This is a genomic window from Sphingorhabdus sp. M41, from assembly GCF_001586275.1.
Classification (GTDB): Bacteria; Pseudomonadota; Alphaproteobacteria; order Sphingomonadales; family Sphingomonadaceae; genus Parasphingorhabdus.
In genome coordinates, this window is sequence record NZ_CP014545.1 from 2,944,173 (window position 1) to 2,959,747 (window position 15,575).

At 56.1% G+C, this 15,575-nt stretch carries 18 protein-coding genes; 7 read left to right on the plus strand and 11 right to left on the minus strand.

Translation table 11 applies throughout. The features are described 5' to 3' along the window. Positions 1-304 precede the first annotated feature (304 nt). Entirely contained in the window at positions 305-592 is a 288-nt protein-coding gene (locus tag AZE99_RS14025; RefSeq protein WP_067202349.1) for a hypothetical protein, read from the plus strand. Positions 593-604: 12 nt separating this feature from the next. On the opposite strand, the gene AZE99_RS14030 is transcribed toward AZE99_RS14025, so the two are convergent. Further along, entirely contained in the window at positions 605-1,435 is an 831-nt protein-coding gene (locus tag AZE99_RS14030; protein ID WP_156472284.1) for a hypothetical protein, read from the minus strand. A 214-nt stretch (positions 1,436-1,649) separates the two neighbouring features. Then, positions 1,650-2,882, minus strand: coding sequence for a TIGR04063 family PEP-CTERM/XrtA system glycosyltransferase (locus tag AZE99_RS14035; RefSeq protein ID WP_067202354.1), 1,233 nt, complete (start codon positions 2,880-2,882; stop codon positions 1,650-1,652). A 109-nt stretch (positions 2,883-2,991) separates the two neighbouring features. Between AZE99_RS14035 and AZE99_RS16320 the strand changes: the two genes are divergently transcribed. From AZE99_RS16320 to dgcA, 3 genes are read left to right on the plus strand one after another with little or no spacing between them, the layout of a single operon-like run. Then, positions 2,992-3,159, plus strand: coding sequence for a hypothetical protein (locus AZE99_RS16320; protein ID WP_197460204.1), 168 nt, complete (start codon positions 2,992-2,994; stop codon positions 3,157-3,159). Continuing rightward, positions 3,152-4,564, plus strand: a complete 1,413-nt coding sequence (locus AZE99_RS14040) for a putative O-glycosylation ligase, exosortase A system-associated (RefSeq protein ID WP_067202356.1) — start codon at positions 3,152-3,154, stop codon at positions 4,562-4,564. Before AZE99_RS16320 ends, AZE99_RS14040 begins: the two co-directional genes overlap by 8 nt. Positions 4,565-4,599: 35 nt before the next feature. Beyond that, positions 4,600-5,568, plus strand: coding sequence for an N-acetyl-D-Glu racemase DgcA (gene dgcA / locus AZE99_RS14045; RefSeq protein WP_067202359.1), 969 nt, complete (start codon positions 4,600-4,602; stop codon positions 5,566-5,568). Here the strand turns inward: dgcA and AZE99_RS14050 are convergent. The 4 genes from AZE99_RS14050 to AZE99_RS14065 form a co-directional block, all read right to left on the minus strand. Next, entirely contained in the window at positions 5,565-5,858 is a 294-nt protein-coding gene (locus AZE99_RS14050; protein WP_067202361.1) for a putative quinol monooxygenase, read from the minus strand. The two genes, dgcA and AZE99_RS14050, sit on opposite strands and share 4 nt — an antisense overlap. A 63-nt stretch (positions 5,859-5,921) precedes the next feature. Then, positions 5,922-7,100, minus strand: a complete 1,179-nt coding sequence (locus tag AZE99_RS14055; RefSeq protein WP_067202364.1) for an acetyl-CoA C-acyltransferase — start codon at positions 7,098-7,100, stop codon at positions 5,922-5,924. A 110-nt stretch (positions 7,101-7,210) separates the two neighbouring features. Further along, positions 7,211-8,377: a mechanosensitive ion channel family protein gene (locus AZE99_RS14060; protein WP_067202367.1), complete on the minus strand. Its 1,167-nt coding sequence runs from the start codon at positions 8,375-8,377 to the stop codon at positions 7,211-7,213. Positions 8,378-8,452: 75 nt separating this feature from the next. Continuing rightward, on the minus strand, positions 8,453-9,208 hold the full coding sequence (locus AZE99_RS14065) for a TlyA family RNA methyltransferase (protein WP_067202370.1): 756 nt from the start codon (positions 9,206-9,208) through the stop codon (positions 8,453-8,455). A 50-nt stretch (positions 9,209-9,258) separates the two neighbouring features. Between AZE99_RS14065 and AZE99_RS14070 the strand changes: the two genes are divergently transcribed. Beyond that, positions 9,259-9,792 carry a hypothetical protein gene (locus tag AZE99_RS14070; RefSeq protein ID WP_067202372.1) on the plus strand — a complete coding sequence of 178 codons (534 nt, stop codon included), beginning with the start codon at positions 9,259-9,261 and terminating at the stop codon, positions 9,790-9,792. Between the two features lie 304 nt (positions 9,793-10,096). Here the strand turns inward: AZE99_RS14070 and AZE99_RS14075 are convergent, their stop codons facing one another. The 5 genes from AZE99_RS14075 to argH are packed head-to-tail and all read right to left on the minus strand — an operon-like array spanning position 10,097 to position 14,313. Further along, the gene (locus tag AZE99_RS14075) at positions 10,097-10,570 is read right to left on the minus strand and encodes a DUF2721 domain-containing protein (RefSeq protein ID WP_082788398.1); all 474 of its coding nucleotides are present in this window, start codon (positions 10,568-10,570) and stop codon (positions 10,097-10,099) included. Continuing rightward, positions 10,567-11,343 carry a precorrin-2 dehydrogenase/sirohydrochlorin ferrochelatase family protein gene (locus AZE99_RS14080; RefSeq protein WP_067202375.1) on the minus strand — a complete coding sequence of 259 codons (777 nt, stop codon included), beginning with the start codon at positions 11,341-11,343 and terminating at the stop codon, positions 10,567-10,569. The genes AZE99_RS14075 and AZE99_RS14080 overlap by 4 nt, the downstream gene beginning before the upstream one ends. Before the next feature lie 49 nt (positions 11,344-11,392). Beyond that, the gene (gene lysA, locus AZE99_RS14085; protein ID WP_067202378.1) at positions 11,393-12,652 is read right to left on the minus strand and encodes a diaminopimelate decarboxylase; all 1,260 of its coding nucleotides are present in this window, start codon (positions 12,650-12,652) and stop codon (positions 11,393-11,395) included. Between the two features lie 31 nt (positions 12,653-12,683). Continuing rightward, the gene (lptM, locus tag AZE99_RS14090; protein WP_067202381.1) at positions 12,684-12,935 is read right to left on the minus strand and encodes an LPS translocon maturation chaperone LptM; all 252 of its coding nucleotides are present in this window, start codon (positions 12,933-12,935) and stop codon (positions 12,684-12,686) included. Between the two features lies 1 nt (position 12,936). Continuing rightward, positions 12,937-14,313, minus strand: coding sequence for an argininosuccinate lyase (argH, locus tag AZE99_RS14095; protein ID WP_067202384.1), 1,377 nt, complete (start codon positions 14,311-14,313; stop codon positions 12,937-12,939). On the opposite strand from argH, the gene AZE99_RS14100 reads away from it, so the two are divergent. Then, positions 14,273-14,929 (plus strand): TlpA family protein disulfide reductase, encoded by a 657-nt coding sequence (locus AZE99_RS14100; RefSeq protein ID WP_231862627.1) that lies wholly within the window; start codon positions 14,273-14,275, stop codon positions 14,927-14,929. The genes argH and AZE99_RS14100 overlap by 41 nt on opposite strands. Before the next feature lie 127 nt (positions 14,930-15,056). Then, positions 15,057-15,572 carry a c-type cytochrome gene (locus tag AZE99_RS14105; protein WP_156472285.1) on the plus strand — a complete coding sequence of 172 codons (516 nt, stop codon included), beginning with the start codon at positions 15,057-15,059 and terminating at the stop codon, positions 15,570-15,572. Positions 15,573-15,575: the final 3 nt, after the last annotated feature.

Here is a 15,575-nt window from a genome sequence, read left to right on the forward strand (position 1 = left end):
TCCCATTTCAAATAGGAATTTCCCTATTCAACGAGTCGCCATTTTACGCGACCAGTAGCGAGAAGGAGATTATTGGTGTCACTGCTACGAAAAATCGAAATATTCCTGCGGGAAACTGACATGGCGTGGACAAAATTCGGACGGCTTTCCGTATGCGATCCCCGCTTCGTTCAGGACCTCCGCAATGGTCGTCAACCCGGAAAAACCGTGTCCGAGCGAGTAGAATATTTCATGAAAATTTGGCGGTCAGATCATGCCAATTGATCGGGTTCCCTTGAGAAAATCTCGCCGGAACCCCGGTTCGATGATCGCCCGTCAATTGGAAGCGTTAACCGGAGATCAGGCCCGCGTAACCCTGACACGCGAAAAGCCTTGGGCTAGCATTACCTTCGCTGGCACCCGGCACAGCTTTGCGGTTCAATGGGATAGTTCGTCCGGCCCGAACGCCATTAAAAACCTGGCCGAGAAGCTCCCCGACCACGAATTTTCAATCCCCGGTTATTTTGTCGCAGATATCCTGGTCACCGAACAGTCAGAATTCCAACTGCTGATCGAGGCCCTGTCGATCGTGGATCCCATAGACATTGCCTGAAACCCGCAACGATCAGCGTTGAGCCGTCATTCTTTCCAGAGTGCCAAGCGCAGCCTTCAATGCCGCATCCATATCCGCCTGCCGGTTGTCCTGAGCATCGACCTCGGCTGGGTCGACGGACCGCAGCGATGGAATGGATACCGGCGCGGACCGTTCAGAAACCTCAGCCAGAGACACGGTCTTTTCGGCATTTTCGGTCGATAGGAGACTCGCTTGCGGCGCGGCAGTCCGCTCACGCATTTCCAGCGCTTCAAGGCGCCGTAGCCCGGCTTCCAGACGATCGGCAAGCTGCGCTAGCGACAAGGTAGACAAATCCGCTTTGGGAGAGGCCGCTGCTTCCGGCTGGACAATATTCTCGGTCCGAGCCGCAACCGGTTCTTGTTCTGATGCCGAGCTTTGACTTCTCTCGGCAGCAAACGGATCTGGCGTCACGTTCGGCTCGGCAGATTGTTTTGCTGGCTCGGCTATGTCTTGGGAAGCCGCCTGAGAATCAAACCGCTTGATTGTATCAGCGAGCGGCGCGCCCAGGTCGGAGGATGCAAAAATCGGCTGACGCGCCGGAGCGTCTGGATGACGGTCCGCAGGTCTGATATTCGGCAGGTCCTTCAATTCAGTCACCTGTCCCGGTGATTTTTTTGGCTTTTTCAGGAATTTGGTCAGTGATTTTGCCGAAAGATTGAGTTTTGGAACCGAAAAACGCGTTTTTTCTGCACGCGAATCATCCATAGAATCCGTCGTTAAACTTTTGCGAATTGCCAAGCTCATGTCGGAGCCTCCTTCATGTGATTTCATCTTATGATTCAGGAATAGATATAGCGCGGATGCGGATATCATGCCTGCCACGACCGCTATCAGACTTCGCGCCGTATTTCCCAGCGGCGGCGCAGCGGCCGGGATAATCTCCGAAAGCCCGGTCACGCCGACTATATTTTCCAGATAGACATGCGGCAAGGTGGCGATCACCAACGCTGCCGCAATACCCCCCGTGACGGCCATCGCTGGCTGTTTAAACCGAGCGAAATCCTGCTCTATTTGATCCACATTATTCTCCACCGTCTCACGCCGCGCGCTCGAAGGACGTTCGCGCAATCAACCTTTGGTAAACAGGAGTGTAACGCAAAATGTTTGACGACCAGTTACGATCCGCCTCAACAAATTTCCGTGCTGTTTCAATAGTTTGGTTCCAACGCCCGCGATTATCGAGCAGATGGGCGAGCTTTTCTGCGATTTTTTCGGGATTACCGGCAGCGAATAAAGTGCCGGTGACACCATCCTCAATCAACTCCCGATGACCTCCCACGTCGGACGCAGCGACAGGACGACCTTGCGCCATCGCTTCCAGAGGCTTCAGCGGTGTCACCAGATCGGTAAGCCGCATAGCCTTGCGCGGATAGACCATGATATCCATCAGACCATAGAAACGCTCAACATCTTCATGGGGAACACGGCCGGCAAAAGTTACTGCCGATCCCATGCCCAATCGCTCGACCTGTGTCTTCAGCGCCTCTTCCATCGGACCGCCGCCGACGAGCAGCAGGTGCACGTCCGCATGGGAAGCCCGAAGAACCGGCAGAGCTGCGACCAGATCGTCGAGCCCTTCATAATCATAAAAGCTGCCGATGAATCCCAATACCGATTTCCCGGCCAAACCCAGTTCGGCGAGCAGCGACTCGTCACGCGCCGGGGGCTCCCCGAAAAGGTCGAGATCGACACCATTGGGAGAGACAGTTATTTTTTCAGGATTCACGCCGCGTCCGATCAAATCGGACCGCAAGCCTTCGCAGATCACCGCGACTGCATCGGCGCCGTTAACGACATGATTTTCCAGCTGCCGCGTCAACCAGTAGCGCGGACTGTTTGCCTTGCCGGTGCCATTGCCGACTGCCGCATCTTCCCAGAAGGCCCGAATTTCATAGACCAGCGGCATACCCGTCTTCCCGGCGACACGCAATGCGGCCAGCCCGTTGAGCGCAGGCGAATGGGCGTGCAAGATATCCGGCTGCCAATCGCGGATGACCTGTTCGATTCGCTCCGCCAGAACAGCAACTTCGCGCCATTCGCGTATCGGGGATGGTCCCTGAACCTGGCCCAAGGTGCGGAAAAATTGCAGGCCGTCAAATTCTTCCTGCGGCTGATCCGCACAATAGTCGTGCTGGTTTTGTCGAACACCGGTTACACCGGCCACGGTCAGCCCGTTGGCAATTTGCGCCTTCATGATCGCGCGCGTGCGAAAGCAATAACCGCTGTGCAGCGGCAGGCTGTGATCTAGAATGTGCAATATCCGCGTCATGGTCGAACGCCCTGCCAAAAAAGGATTAACGTCCCGTCAACCCAAAACCTGTATCGCGCAATGGTAGAAGAGCGTGTATTCGCCGCTCGTATCAGGATGGAATGGGTGGATGATAGACAATTTTTCTATCGCGTTGACGCATGGCCTGCTGCTGATCGCAGCTTGGCGTCTGGTCCATCGCGACGATCTTGATGTCGAAGCCCCCCCGGAACGCGACCAGAAACCAGAGGGTTTTCTGAAGCGACCTCCTCGCGACGGATCACGACCCGATGCGTGACCTCGCCTTTGTCGGATATTTGCTGGCGCTGCTGTTCCTCGCCTTCAAGCGACCGTTTCTGTTTACCCTGATATATGCCTATGTCGACATCGTGGCGCCACAGCGGTTGAGCTATTTCATGCTGAACTCGGTACCGCTTTCGCTGATCGTCTTCGCTCTCGCCTTGCTCGGTTACATGTTCGCGGACAATAAGCAGGACAGCCGCTTTTCCGTCCGGCAGGCAATGATGATCCTGTTGCTGGCTTATTGCGGATATACAACAGTCCAGGCGGAAGTGCCGGACGCAGCGCTGGAAAAATGGGACTGGGTGTGGAAAGCCTTGGTTTTCGCGATTTTCCTGCCGCTGACCCTTAGGACCAAATTACGGCTGGAAGCACTGGCTCTATTCATGGTGCTATGCGCCGGTACATTGATCATTACCGGCGGGATCAAGACATTGGCCTCTGGCGGCGGCTATGGCGTGCTGGTGCTGCTGGTCGACAATAATAGCGGTTTGTACGAAGGCTCGATCATCTCGACGGTTGCCATCTGCATCATCCCGCTGATCCTCTGGCTCGCCCACCACGGGACGATTTTCCCTCCCGACTGGCGGGTGAAGCTATTCGCCTATGCCCTGATCTTCTCCGCCCTGCTCATCCCGATAGGCACACAGGCCCGAACCGGCATGGTATGCATCGCGGTCCTGGCAGTACTGCAATTGCGATTCGCTCGTTTCCGATTGATTTACGCCGGACTTGCGGTGACTCTGGGACTCCTGTCAGTTCCCTTTCTACCGCAAAGTTTCACCGACCGGATGGCGACAATCGAAAATTACGAAGCCGACCAGTCGGCATCGACTCGGCTCGCAGTTTGGCGATGGACGCTGGATTATGTGAAAGAGCACCCTTTTGGGGGCGGCTTTGACGTCTATCGGATCAACAAGCTGACCTATGAATTGTCTGAAGTCGACGTCACTCAATATGAGCAATGGGGCATCGACCCGGACGATGTCGACGCCCGGCTTGTCGAGGATGAATCCCGTGCTTTTCACAGCAGCTATTTCGAAATGCTAGGCGAGCAGGGCTATCCTGGTCTTATACTCTGGCTGATCATCCATGTCGGCGGCCTGTGGCGAATGGAACTGCTGCGACGAAAATATGCCAGATCGAAAAAGCAAAGCGAGCAATGGGTGGCTCCTCTGGCCATAGCCTTGCAGCACGGCCACATGATCTTTCTCGTCGGGGCCTTGTTCGTCGGGATCGCATACCAGCCATTTGTCTATATGCTTGTCGCGCTGCAGATCGGTCTCGACACATATATGGCGCGGCGGTCGGCAGAAGCCCGGCGGCAGCCGATCGGCAAACAATCTACCGGCATAGCAAAACCAAAGAATTTGTCCGAACCCCGCCGACCTTTTACAAATTGAGTGACGCTTTTGACGGCCCATAGTAGAAGCGGCGCATGACTCTCGCTGTTACTGTCACCGTCGAACGATGGCCCGTCGCTGGCTCCTTCATCATCAGCCGGGGAGCGAAGAGCCATGTCGACGTTGTCCTGTGTGAAATATCGGATGGCACCTACAGCGGCACGGCAGAGGCGACTCCCATCTATTATGAGGGAGAGAGCGCAGAAAAATGTGCAGAAGAGATCACGCGATTTGCAAACAGTCAGCCGAATCTGGATCGCGCTACGCTGCTCCAGAACATGCCTCGTGGTGCGGCGCGAAATGCTCTCGATTGCGCGCTCTGGGATCTGGAATGCCGGAAAAACAATAGAGAATTGTGGCAAGTGTCCAGTTTGCCCAAACCCCGCCCCCTGATCACGGCCTTCACCATATCGCTCGGCCAACCGGACGTGATGGAAGCACAGGCTCGTCAGGCAGCAGCCAGTGGGCACAGGCTGCTAAAATTGAAATTGTCAGGCAAGGACGATCATCAAAGGGTGGCCGCCGTCCACCGCGGTGCGCCCGGTGCCCGCCTGATCGTCGATGCCAACGAAAGCTGGAACGATCTCGACATTGCAGCCGAAGCCTCGCAGTTGGCACAATATTCCGTCGAACTGATCGAGCAACCAGTCAGCGCCGGACGGGATCATCTGCTCAGCGGGGTGAAATCACCGGTGCCGCTTTGCGCTGACGAAAGCTGCCACACCAGCGCCGATGTCGAACGAATTGCACCTTTTTACGATGCGGTGAATATCAAACTCGACAAGGCCGGCGGATTGACCGAGGCGATGGCGATGGCCCATGCTGCGCAAGCCACAGGCATGAAAATCATGGTCGGCTGCATGCTCTCGACTTCACTGGGCATAAGGCCAGCGTTCGCGCTCGCACAGCTTGCCCAATGGGTCGATCTTGACGGCCCCCTGCTGCTCGCCAAAGACAGGGCTGATGCCTTCCGATTTGAATCCGGCAGAATTAGCCCCGGCTAAATTCCGTCCAAATATTCTATCGCCGGAGCCGCTGCCATACAGGGTGCAAGCTTAGGACCACTGGCGCGGAAATGTTCCGATTTACCATGCGCATCCAGAGCCGCCTGATCGACGTAACGCTCAAGGACCTTATATTGCTGCGGATTGTCCTTGCTCTGGAATACCGAGTAGAATTCATTACCCGGTTCGTTTGCACGAACTGCAGCCATCAGCTCGGAAAAAGCGGCCTCAAAGTCGGCATTCTTGCCTTCGGCCACGGTTAATGTTGCGACGACGCCTACTGCGCTCATGCTATACTCTCCTTGATAAAAAAAGGGCCGGCGATTTCCCGCCGGCCCATCAAATTTTAGTTGCTAGAAAATTTCGAACAGTCCGGCTGCGCCCTGCCCGCCGCCGATGCACATGGTAACCACGGCATATTTTGCGCCGCGACGCTTGCCCTCGATCAGGGCGTGGCCGGTGCAGCGTGCCCCGGTCATACCATAAGGGTGGCCGATCGAGATCGAGCCGCCGTTGACGTTGAGAAGCTCGTCAGGAATGCCCAGTTTCTGCTGGCAATAGAGCACCTGCACGGCAAAAGCTTCGTTGAGTTCCCACAGGCCGATATCGTCCATTTTCAGGTCAAAGCGTTCAAGCAATTTGGGTATCGCAAATACGGGACCAATACCCATTTCATCAGGCTTGGTACCGGCGACAGCCATGCCAACATAGCGGCCCAGCGGGTTGTGTCCGGCTTTCTCGGCTGCTTTTGCTTCCATGACTACGCTGGCAGAAGAACCGTCGGAAAGCTGTGATGCGTTACCCGCAGTGATAATATTTCCTGGGCCGAGTACCGGCTTCAGACCTTGAAGGCCTTCTAGTGTCGTCGAAGGACGGTTGCCTTCATCCTTGTTGATCGTGACCTCGACATGCGAGATCTCCTTGGTTTCCTTGTCCTGCACACCCATGGTGGTGGTCACTTCGATAATTTCAGCGTCGAAATGGCCAGCTTCCTGGGCTGCTGCAGTGCGCATTTGCGACTGATAGGCATATTCGTCGCAAGCATCGCGGCTGATACCATAGCGTTTGCCAACCACTTCAGCGGTCTGCAGCATCGGCATGTAGATATCGTCATGCATCTTCATCAGTTCGCGGTCTGGCTGCACACGCATTTCGGGTGTCTGGACGGTCGAGATTGAATCCTGTCCGCCGCCGACAACCACATCCATGCGATCGATTGTTACTTGCTTGGAGGCAGTTGCGATCGCCATCAAGCCGGAGGAACATTGCCGGTCGATTGTCATGCCGGGCACTTCGATCGGAAAGCCCGCGCGCAAAGCAACCTGGCGAGCCAGATTTCCGGCTTGCGAACCCTGCTGCAAGGCACTGCCCCAGACGACATCGTCAATCGTCGCAGGATCGATACCGGCTCTTTCGACAGCTGCTTTTGCGGAATAATGACCGAGAGTGGCACCGGTGGTTGTGTTGAAAGCACCCTTATAGGCGCGCCCAATGGGGGTGCGAGCGGTGGAAACGATGACTGCGTCACGCATTATGGAATTCCTTTATAATTGATATCGGAGTCGAATTTTGAGCCCATTGTCCCCGTTAATCGGCCAATTAACAAGGAATTTTTTCTGCGGCGCGCTGCCGTTACGGAACGCTAGCCCTCATTCACCGGCACGCCGTAACCGCCCTCGGGATAAGGCAGAATCATCTCGCCATCCGGCGCAGCAGTGAAAGTGGTTTGCGTCGGATAGGCAAATTCCAGACCTTGTTCATTGAATGCCTGCAATATTGCCAGTCCAATTGTATGGCGTCCGGCATAGACCACTTCATAGTCGCTGCTCATGATATCGAAATCGAGTTCGAAATTGATCGAGCTATCACCAAAACCGACGAAGCCCGAACGAACGAACACCGCGTCATTTTCTTCGACAATCTTTTTGAGAAGATCCGGAATCCGGCGCGCCTCACTTGGCTTCGTCTGATAAATAACACCAATACCAAAGCGGGTCCGCCGCCTCGCCAGACGGGTCATGTTGACGATTTCCTTGTCCAGCAAATTGGTGTTGGAAATAATGATTTCTTCGCCGGTAGTTGCCCTTAGCCGCGTGCTTTTAAGGCCGATTTTTTCGATCGTCCCTATGGTGTTGTCATAAGTGATGGTTTCGCCGCGTCGAAACGGCTTGTCGAAAATAATCGACAGGGCTGCAAACAGATCGGAAAAGATCCCCTGAGCGGCAAGACCAATGGCGATACCACCAACACCGAGGCCCGCAATCAGACCGGTCACATCAACCCCCAGATTGTCGAGAATCATGATTGCAGCAATGGCAAACAGCACGAACGTGACCAGCAGGCGGATCAAGGTCATCGCGTTTTCCAGCGTTTCGTGCTGGTCCGGATCTTGCGATGTCTTGCGGACGATCAATCCCAGAATGATCTCGCGGAGCCAGATCGCAACCTGCAGAACCGCAGATATCGTGAACAGAACATGCACCACACGGTCGAAGCTGGATGGCGCACTGGCAAAGCTCACGACGAGTTCGGCCGATACCATCAACATGAAAAACTTGCTGGTACGCGCAATGGCCGTGCCGATGATCGTTCGATATCCGGTTAGCCCGTGATTGTTGCGCACATAGCGTGCGCCGAGACGCTTGATCGCGCCGAGCAGAAAAAATATGGCGGCACCAATGAGGACTGCCACAATAAGTTCTACATAATGATCGGTCAGCCAGCGGGAGCCGTCCACGGTCAAACGCTGGATGGTCGCGCCGAGATCCGGCATGGTGGGCACAAGGGGGGACTCTGTTGTTTTCGTCATAGACTTCCAGCTAGGGAGATGTGCTGAAAATAACAACCCGTGGGATGAAGCGCGTATTCTTCACGGTTGATTCCTTCACCCTTTTCGCGCCCCGATCAGAAACTCGACATTGCCCTTCGGGCCGGTGATCGGGCTTTCGGTAATTCCCATGATATCCCAACCGGATGCGATCAGCCAGTCTCTCACTTTTTCACAAGCGGCATGTCGAACGGCTTCGTCCCGCACAACCCCTCCCTTGCCCACGTCGCTGCGCTCGGCCTCGAATTGCGGTTTGACGAGCGCAATCAGGGTCGCTCTTTCTTTGGCAAATTCGAGTGGCCGTTCCAGCACTTTGACCAGTGAAATGAAACTGGCATCGCAAACGATGATGTCGACTTTCTCCGGCACGTGCTGATCGGTGAGAATCCGCGCGCTGGTTTGCTCGTGCACCACCACCCGCTCATCCTGCCGCAATTTCCAGGCAAGCTGATTGGTGCCGCTATCCACGGCGTAAACCTTCTCCGCACCGCCAGTCAGCAGGACATCGGTAAAGCCGCCGGTACTGCTGCCTACATCCATGGCGATCATAGCGGTGACATCAACATCAAAATGGCGCAGCGCATGATCGAGCTTGATGCCGCCCCTGGAAACCCAAGGATGATCTTTCCCCTTGAGCTCAATCGCTGCATCGCTCGCTATCTTGTGCCCCGGCTTGTCGATTTTCTTGCCGGCCACGGTCACCAGCCCAGCCATGATATAGGCTTGCGCCTTGGCCCGGCTGTCGGCGAGACCGCGATCCGCCAATATCTGGTCAATGCGTTGTTTCACGACTTTGGGCTCGGACTGGGTCATATAAAATCAGGACTAGCCTAGCGTCGCGCTTTTGGCCATATTCCTTCACTATGAAAAACATCTCTGCACCGCTCTCTTTTCCGCTCGCCTTGCTTGCACTCGCAGCATGCTCAACCGCGCCGCCTGAGCCAGCGCCAGCACCTCAACCCACCAAACCGGTCGCGACACCAGCCCCGACACAGCCGCAGGGCGACTGGATTGACTGGCCAATCACCCCCGGTACATGGGTGTATCGCGAGGATGACCGCGGTTCGTTGGCATTGTTCGGCCAAGCCGATAAAGATGCGATCTTCATGATCCGCTGCGATCGGTCACGCCAACAATTGTTCCTGTCGCGCTCCGGCTCGGTCGCCGATGGCGCTACGATGACACTCAGGGCCAGCGCTGGCCAGCAGTCCTACGCCGCTGCCAATAGTGGCGGAAAACCGCATTATGCGGCAATTTCGGTATCTCCGGGTGATATCATGATGGACCGCATTGCCTATAGCCGGGGCCGCTTTGCCGTCGAAACCAGTGGCCTGACATCAATCGCCATTCCGGCATGGCCTGAATTCAGCCGCGTGGTGGAAGATTGCCGGGCCTGATCCAATACGCATCAGGCCGGAACGCGCAATTGTGACAGCAAAATAAAAAAATTCAAGACTTGTTCGAAAACCGGCGTTGATTCACATTCACAGCGTCGAACAGCGGAGAAGTTTCAATGCAACAGTTCGTATTACATTCACAAGCGAAAGGAGGTGGTCCGATGTCTCATGGTTCAGCACAGGGGTCGGAAAAATCCGTTCGGGGGGCAAATCTGATTTAAATATCAGGCAACCCGGCAGCGGCACTTCCTACCGCTGACCCATGTTCAGAGGTTGTCGGTCCCGAGGGACCGGCAGCCTCTTTTCATTTTATTCGCTCGGATGTTTCCAGATATTCTTCGCGGATCATGAAGTCACGAATCCCAATCCGCACCTCCCGTAAGAATTGGATGAGAGCGAGCGAAAGCAGGCTGATTGCAACGACGAAGGCGCACCCGATAGCGAGAGAGAGGTCGACTCCGGTTAGCTCCATGATGAAAAGCATGCCGATCAGCGCGCAGGCAGTGATTGCGCTCACAACGCTCAGAAATATGGCACGATTGACGATCCGGATGCGCAACTGCAGATCCCCCAGTTCCGCAACCACAAGCTCATGGTCCCTGCCGGTGGTGGACTTGAACAATTCCTGCAGGTCGCGCGAACGGTCGATAATCCGCGCGAGACGTCCGGCGAAAAGGTTCAGCATGGCCCCAATGCCAACGAGAAGAAACGCCGGAGCCAGGGCGGTTTGCAGCACGATAACGATATCGGTACCGGCGATCTGGGAAAATCCGTTCACGGCTTCATCCGTATCCGCAAGGTCAATCCGGTTGTCGGACGCTCGTCCCACAATGTCAGGGTGAAACGCTGCGCATCGGCACGCACACGATCCAGCACCGCTGCCGGCACATCGTCACTCGTAAAAATCTGGTCCGCCTGCCCCAGCCAGCGTGCCTGGCGAAGGGTCAGGTCATCTGGGTCCGCGCTCGACAGCTCGAGATCGATGACTTGCGAACGGGACTGCCCATGCGGCTGGTCCAGCCATGCCTCCAAATCTTCCAATTCATGATCGGCCAGCACGTCGAGCGGGCCACCGGGGTCGAGCACTGCATCAATGGCCTTGCGTCGCGCAGCACCGTCCGGCCACGTCTGCTGAATCCGCTCCCGCGCATTCAGCAAGGCGGTTGCCAGCGTCCCCAGACTGGCGGGCAGCAATTGCTCCAGCCGCTGCCGCAGCGCCTTGGCCAATCCTGCCGAAGCTCCACCTGTGCCTATCGCAAGCAGCACCGGGTCACGGTCAATTATCGCAGGAGTGGTATAGTCGCACAGCGCAGACCGGTCGACGGCGTTGACCAGCAGGCCCCTGGCTTTCAGGCGCGCTACCGCCGCAATCGCCTCATCGTCATTTTCCAGCGCAACCACAGCCAGCGTCAGCCCGTCGGCATTTTCATCATCGGTGATTTCCGCTCCGGCACGCTCATAGAGTCGCTTTTTGGCGTCGGCCATTTCGCCACGTCCTAGGAGAAGAATCTTGCGACCCTGCAAATTAACGAAAATAGGCAATTGGTTCATGGCATTCACCCATATATTTGGCCACCCCGACAATCGCGGGCGTGGCGCATTATTTCAGCCAGTCGGGCACATGTTCCGCAGCCATGATAGTCGCCGGTTCGATTCGTTCGGCGACCACTGCATATCGATCACCATCAACCAGCACTTCGGGCACCAGAGGACGGCTGTTATAAGTATTCGCCATCGTCGCCCCATAGGCGCCGGCGGTGCGAAATATTCCCAGATCGTCTGTCTCGACGCGATCGACGACCCGTTCCTTGGCAAAAATGTCGCTGCTTTCGCAGATCGGGCCGACGATTGAAGCAACCATCGTCTCGCCGTTCGGTTCAACCGCCTCGAAATCATGCCAGGCATCATAAATAGCGGGCCGCATAAGATCGTTCATCGCCGCATCGACAATCACGAAATCGCTGTTCACGCCCGGCTTGATCCGGATGACCTTGGTGATCATGACGCCGCTATTCCCGGCTATGACCCGGCCGGGTTCGAACATCAGGGTGACATCCCAATCCCGAGTTACCCGCGCGACCATGGCACCATATTCCGCCGGGCTCGGCGGATTGTCTTCCGGCTTATACGGCACACCCAATCCGCCGCCCAAATCGACATTGGTGATGACATGGCCTGCACTCCGCAGCTGCGCCACCAGTTCACCCATTCTGGCATAGCATTTTTCGAGCGGGTCAAGGCTCTGGAGCTGACTGCCGATGTGCACGGCAACGCCACGCAGGTTCAGCCCTTTAAGCTTGGACAAACGCGCGTAGATAGCAGGCGCGACATCGATCCCGACGCCAAATTTATTTTCCTTCTTGCCAGTCGAAATTTTCGCATGCGTTCCCGCATCTACATCGGGATTGACGCGAAGAGTTGCCGAAGCCTTCTCACCGCGGGCAGCCGCTATCTCTGCGAGCATCACGCCTTCTTCTTCCGATTCCAGATTGAACTGGCCAATTCCCTTGTCGAGACCGAGCGTCAATTCCTCGCGGCTCTTGCCAACACCGGAAAAAACAATGTCTTCCGCCTTCATCCCGGCCGCCAGAGCACGCTGCAATTCGCCGCCGGATACCACGTCCGCACCATAGCCCTGGTTTGCCAATATTCTGAGAACCGCCAGATTGGGGTTTGCTTTCACCGCGAAAGCGAGATGGATTTTGCCGGCATCTTTCAGCCCCTCGCGAAAGACCCGCGCATGGCGTTCAAGCGTTGCCCGCGAATAGACATAGACCGGGGTCCCGACCTCCTTCGCGATTTGTGGCAACGGAATATCTTCCGCGTGCAATATACCATTTTTGAGCTGGAAATGGTCCAATATCTTATACTTTCAAACGTGTGGAAGGGGATCAGCCGGGCGGCGGCAGATCGAATTCGTCATCCTGCCGCGTTTCCGACCGGCGCAGCAGTTCATCGCTGCGCTCCGGCATGGCCTGGCTCGACGGCACCAGCAGGTCTTCGCCGCTGGGCGTTTTCATTTCACCATAGACAGGGGGTGGTAGCGCCTCGCCTTTGGCCGGTTGCAATGCACCACGATTGCCGCACGCTGCCAGAACAAGGGTCGCACCGGTCAACAGCAGGATAGAATGGATTTTGTTCATATCAACTCTCCAGGCCAAGCGCTTTCCTGGCCTTTGCGATCTGAACCCTTACTTGATCCGGGGCAGTCCCGCCATAGCTTGATCGGCTGGCGACGGAAGCATCGACGCTCAATACGCTGAATACGTCGGCATTGATCCGGCCATCGATCGCTTGAAACTGTTCTAGCGTTAGGTCGGCCAAACCACAGCTTTGCTCTTCGGCCAATGCCACCACGGCACCGGTGACATGATGCGCCTCACGAAACGGCAATTTCGCCTCCCGCACCAGCCAGTCGGCGAAATCGGTAGCGGTTGAATATCCCGACTCCGCAAGTGCACGCATCCGGCTGCCGCTGAATTCCACTTCTGCGACCATTCCCGTCATAGCCGCGATTGACAGGCCAAGCAGGTCATGGGCTTCGAACACCGGTGGCTTGTCGTCCTGCATATCTTTCGAATAAGCGAGCGGCAGTCCCTTCATCGTAATGACCAGCGCGTTCATCGCCCCTGCAATTCGTCCACAATGGCCACGCACCAGTTCTGCGGCATCGGGGTTGCGTTTCTGCGGCATGATCGAGGAGCCGGTCGAAAAACTGTCGGGCAGTTTGATAAAGCCGAAAGGCTGGCTCGCCCAGATGACAAATTCTTCCGCCAGCCGCGAGAGATGCAAGCTGCACTGGGTTGCTGCCATCAGATAGTCGAGCGCGAAATCCCGATCGGAAACCGAATCGAGACTATTGCCGGTAGGGCTATCAAAACCCAGCGTCGTTGCTGTTTTTTCACGATCAATCGGAAATCCCGTCCCGGCCAACGCAGCAGCGCCGAGCGGCGATTCATTCATCCGCTTCCGCGCATCGGTGAAACGCGAACGATCTCTCCGAACCATTTCAAAATAGGCCATCAGATGGTGTCCGAGGCTCACAGGCTGGGCCGATTGCAAATGGGTGAAGCCTGGCATGATCGTTTCGGCATGCTCTTCGGCACGATCTATCAGCGCCTTCTGCAACGCGGCCAGCGCGCTATCGACCATGTCCATGGCATCGCGCACCCAGAGCCGGAAATCCGTCGCCACCTGGTCGTTGCGTGAGCGCGCAGTATGCAGTCGGCCCGCAACGGGACCTATAATTTCGGAGAGCCGAGCCTCCACATGCATGTGAATGTCTTCGAGGTCGAGATCTTCAGCAACGCCTTCGGCTTCATATTCCTGCGCGATCTGGTTCAGGCCATTAATGATCTGCGTCGCGTCCTCCGCTTCGACAATGCCCTGATCCGCCAACATGGCAACATGCGCCAGGCTCGCGCGAATATCGTGCCGCCATAATTTCTTGTCGAACGGGATCGAGGCGTTTATCTCGCGCATGATTGAGGAAGGGCCATCGGCAAATCTGCCACCCCACATGATATTGGAATTTTTTGTGCCTTTTGTGATGCGTACCGTCCTGTTCATGGTCTTGGTGTTGAACCTAGCGGCCTGCGATAGAGGCTCGAGCGAAGCGGGGCAAGAATTTGCTGGCACCGAGGCTCAGGAAGAAGGCGAGAGCATCGAGAGCGGTCAGGGCATGGTTGGCAAGCTGGACATTTCCCAACGCGGCGGGCCAATGGTTGATACTAACTTTGAGGCGCCCGACGGAAGCACTGTGCAATTGAGCGATTTCGCTGGCAAGCCGCTACTGGTGAACATCTGGGCAACCTGGTGCGCGCCCTGCATTGTCGAGATGCCGATGCTCGACAAACTGGCAGTACGCGAGAAAGACCGGCTCAAGGTGCTTGTTGTATCGCAGGATATCCAGGGCGCGGAAAAAGTTATCCCATTCTTCGAACGCGGCAATTTTGAGGAACTGGAGCCCTATGTCGACCCCGAAAACGGTTTGAGTTTCGGCTTCGGCTCCGGCTTGATGCCTACCACCGTCCTCTATGACGCGCAGGGGAAAGAAGTATGGCGGGTGATCGGCGCCATGGATTGGGATGGCGCCAAGGCAGCGGCCTTGATGGAAGAAACGCTGGCAGAAAGCTGAGCTACACTCTCTGAAACGCCGATTGCTGAACCGGGTAAAACCGGTCATCGATTCTCCAAAAGTAGAACCGATTGTGTTTATACCTGATTTCGCTATTCTCGAGCATCCTGAGCTTTTGGAGAATTCGATGAAACGCTGCAAAATTCAAATCATGCTACCGATACTCGCCGGGCTGACCCTGCTTTCAGCTTGCGGACAGAACACCGAAACCGATGTGGCATCCGACACCGCCAGTGTCGAGCTTCCCGGTGGAATGACGGTGCAAGATCAGATCGAGCTACGGCAAGCGCAACTCAAGAAGATGGGCAAGGCGTTCAAGGCGATCAGCGATCAGTTGAAAGCGGGTAGCCCGGATCTGGCGCAGATCCAGACCGCTGCTGCAGTCGTTCCGAAAGAGGCGACAGGGATGGTCGACTGGTTTCCAGACGGCACGGGACCAGAGTCCGGCGTAAAAACGGAAGCGCTGCCGATCATCTGGGAAAACAAAGCAGATTTCGCTGACAAGGTCACGGCAATGCAGGAAGCGGCCGCAAAGCTCGAAACGGTTGCCCAGGGAGGCGACGTCGCTGCCATTGCGACCGCATTTCAGGCCACGGGTGGCACGTGCAAGGCCTGTCATGACAAATATCGGCTGGACGACTAGCCC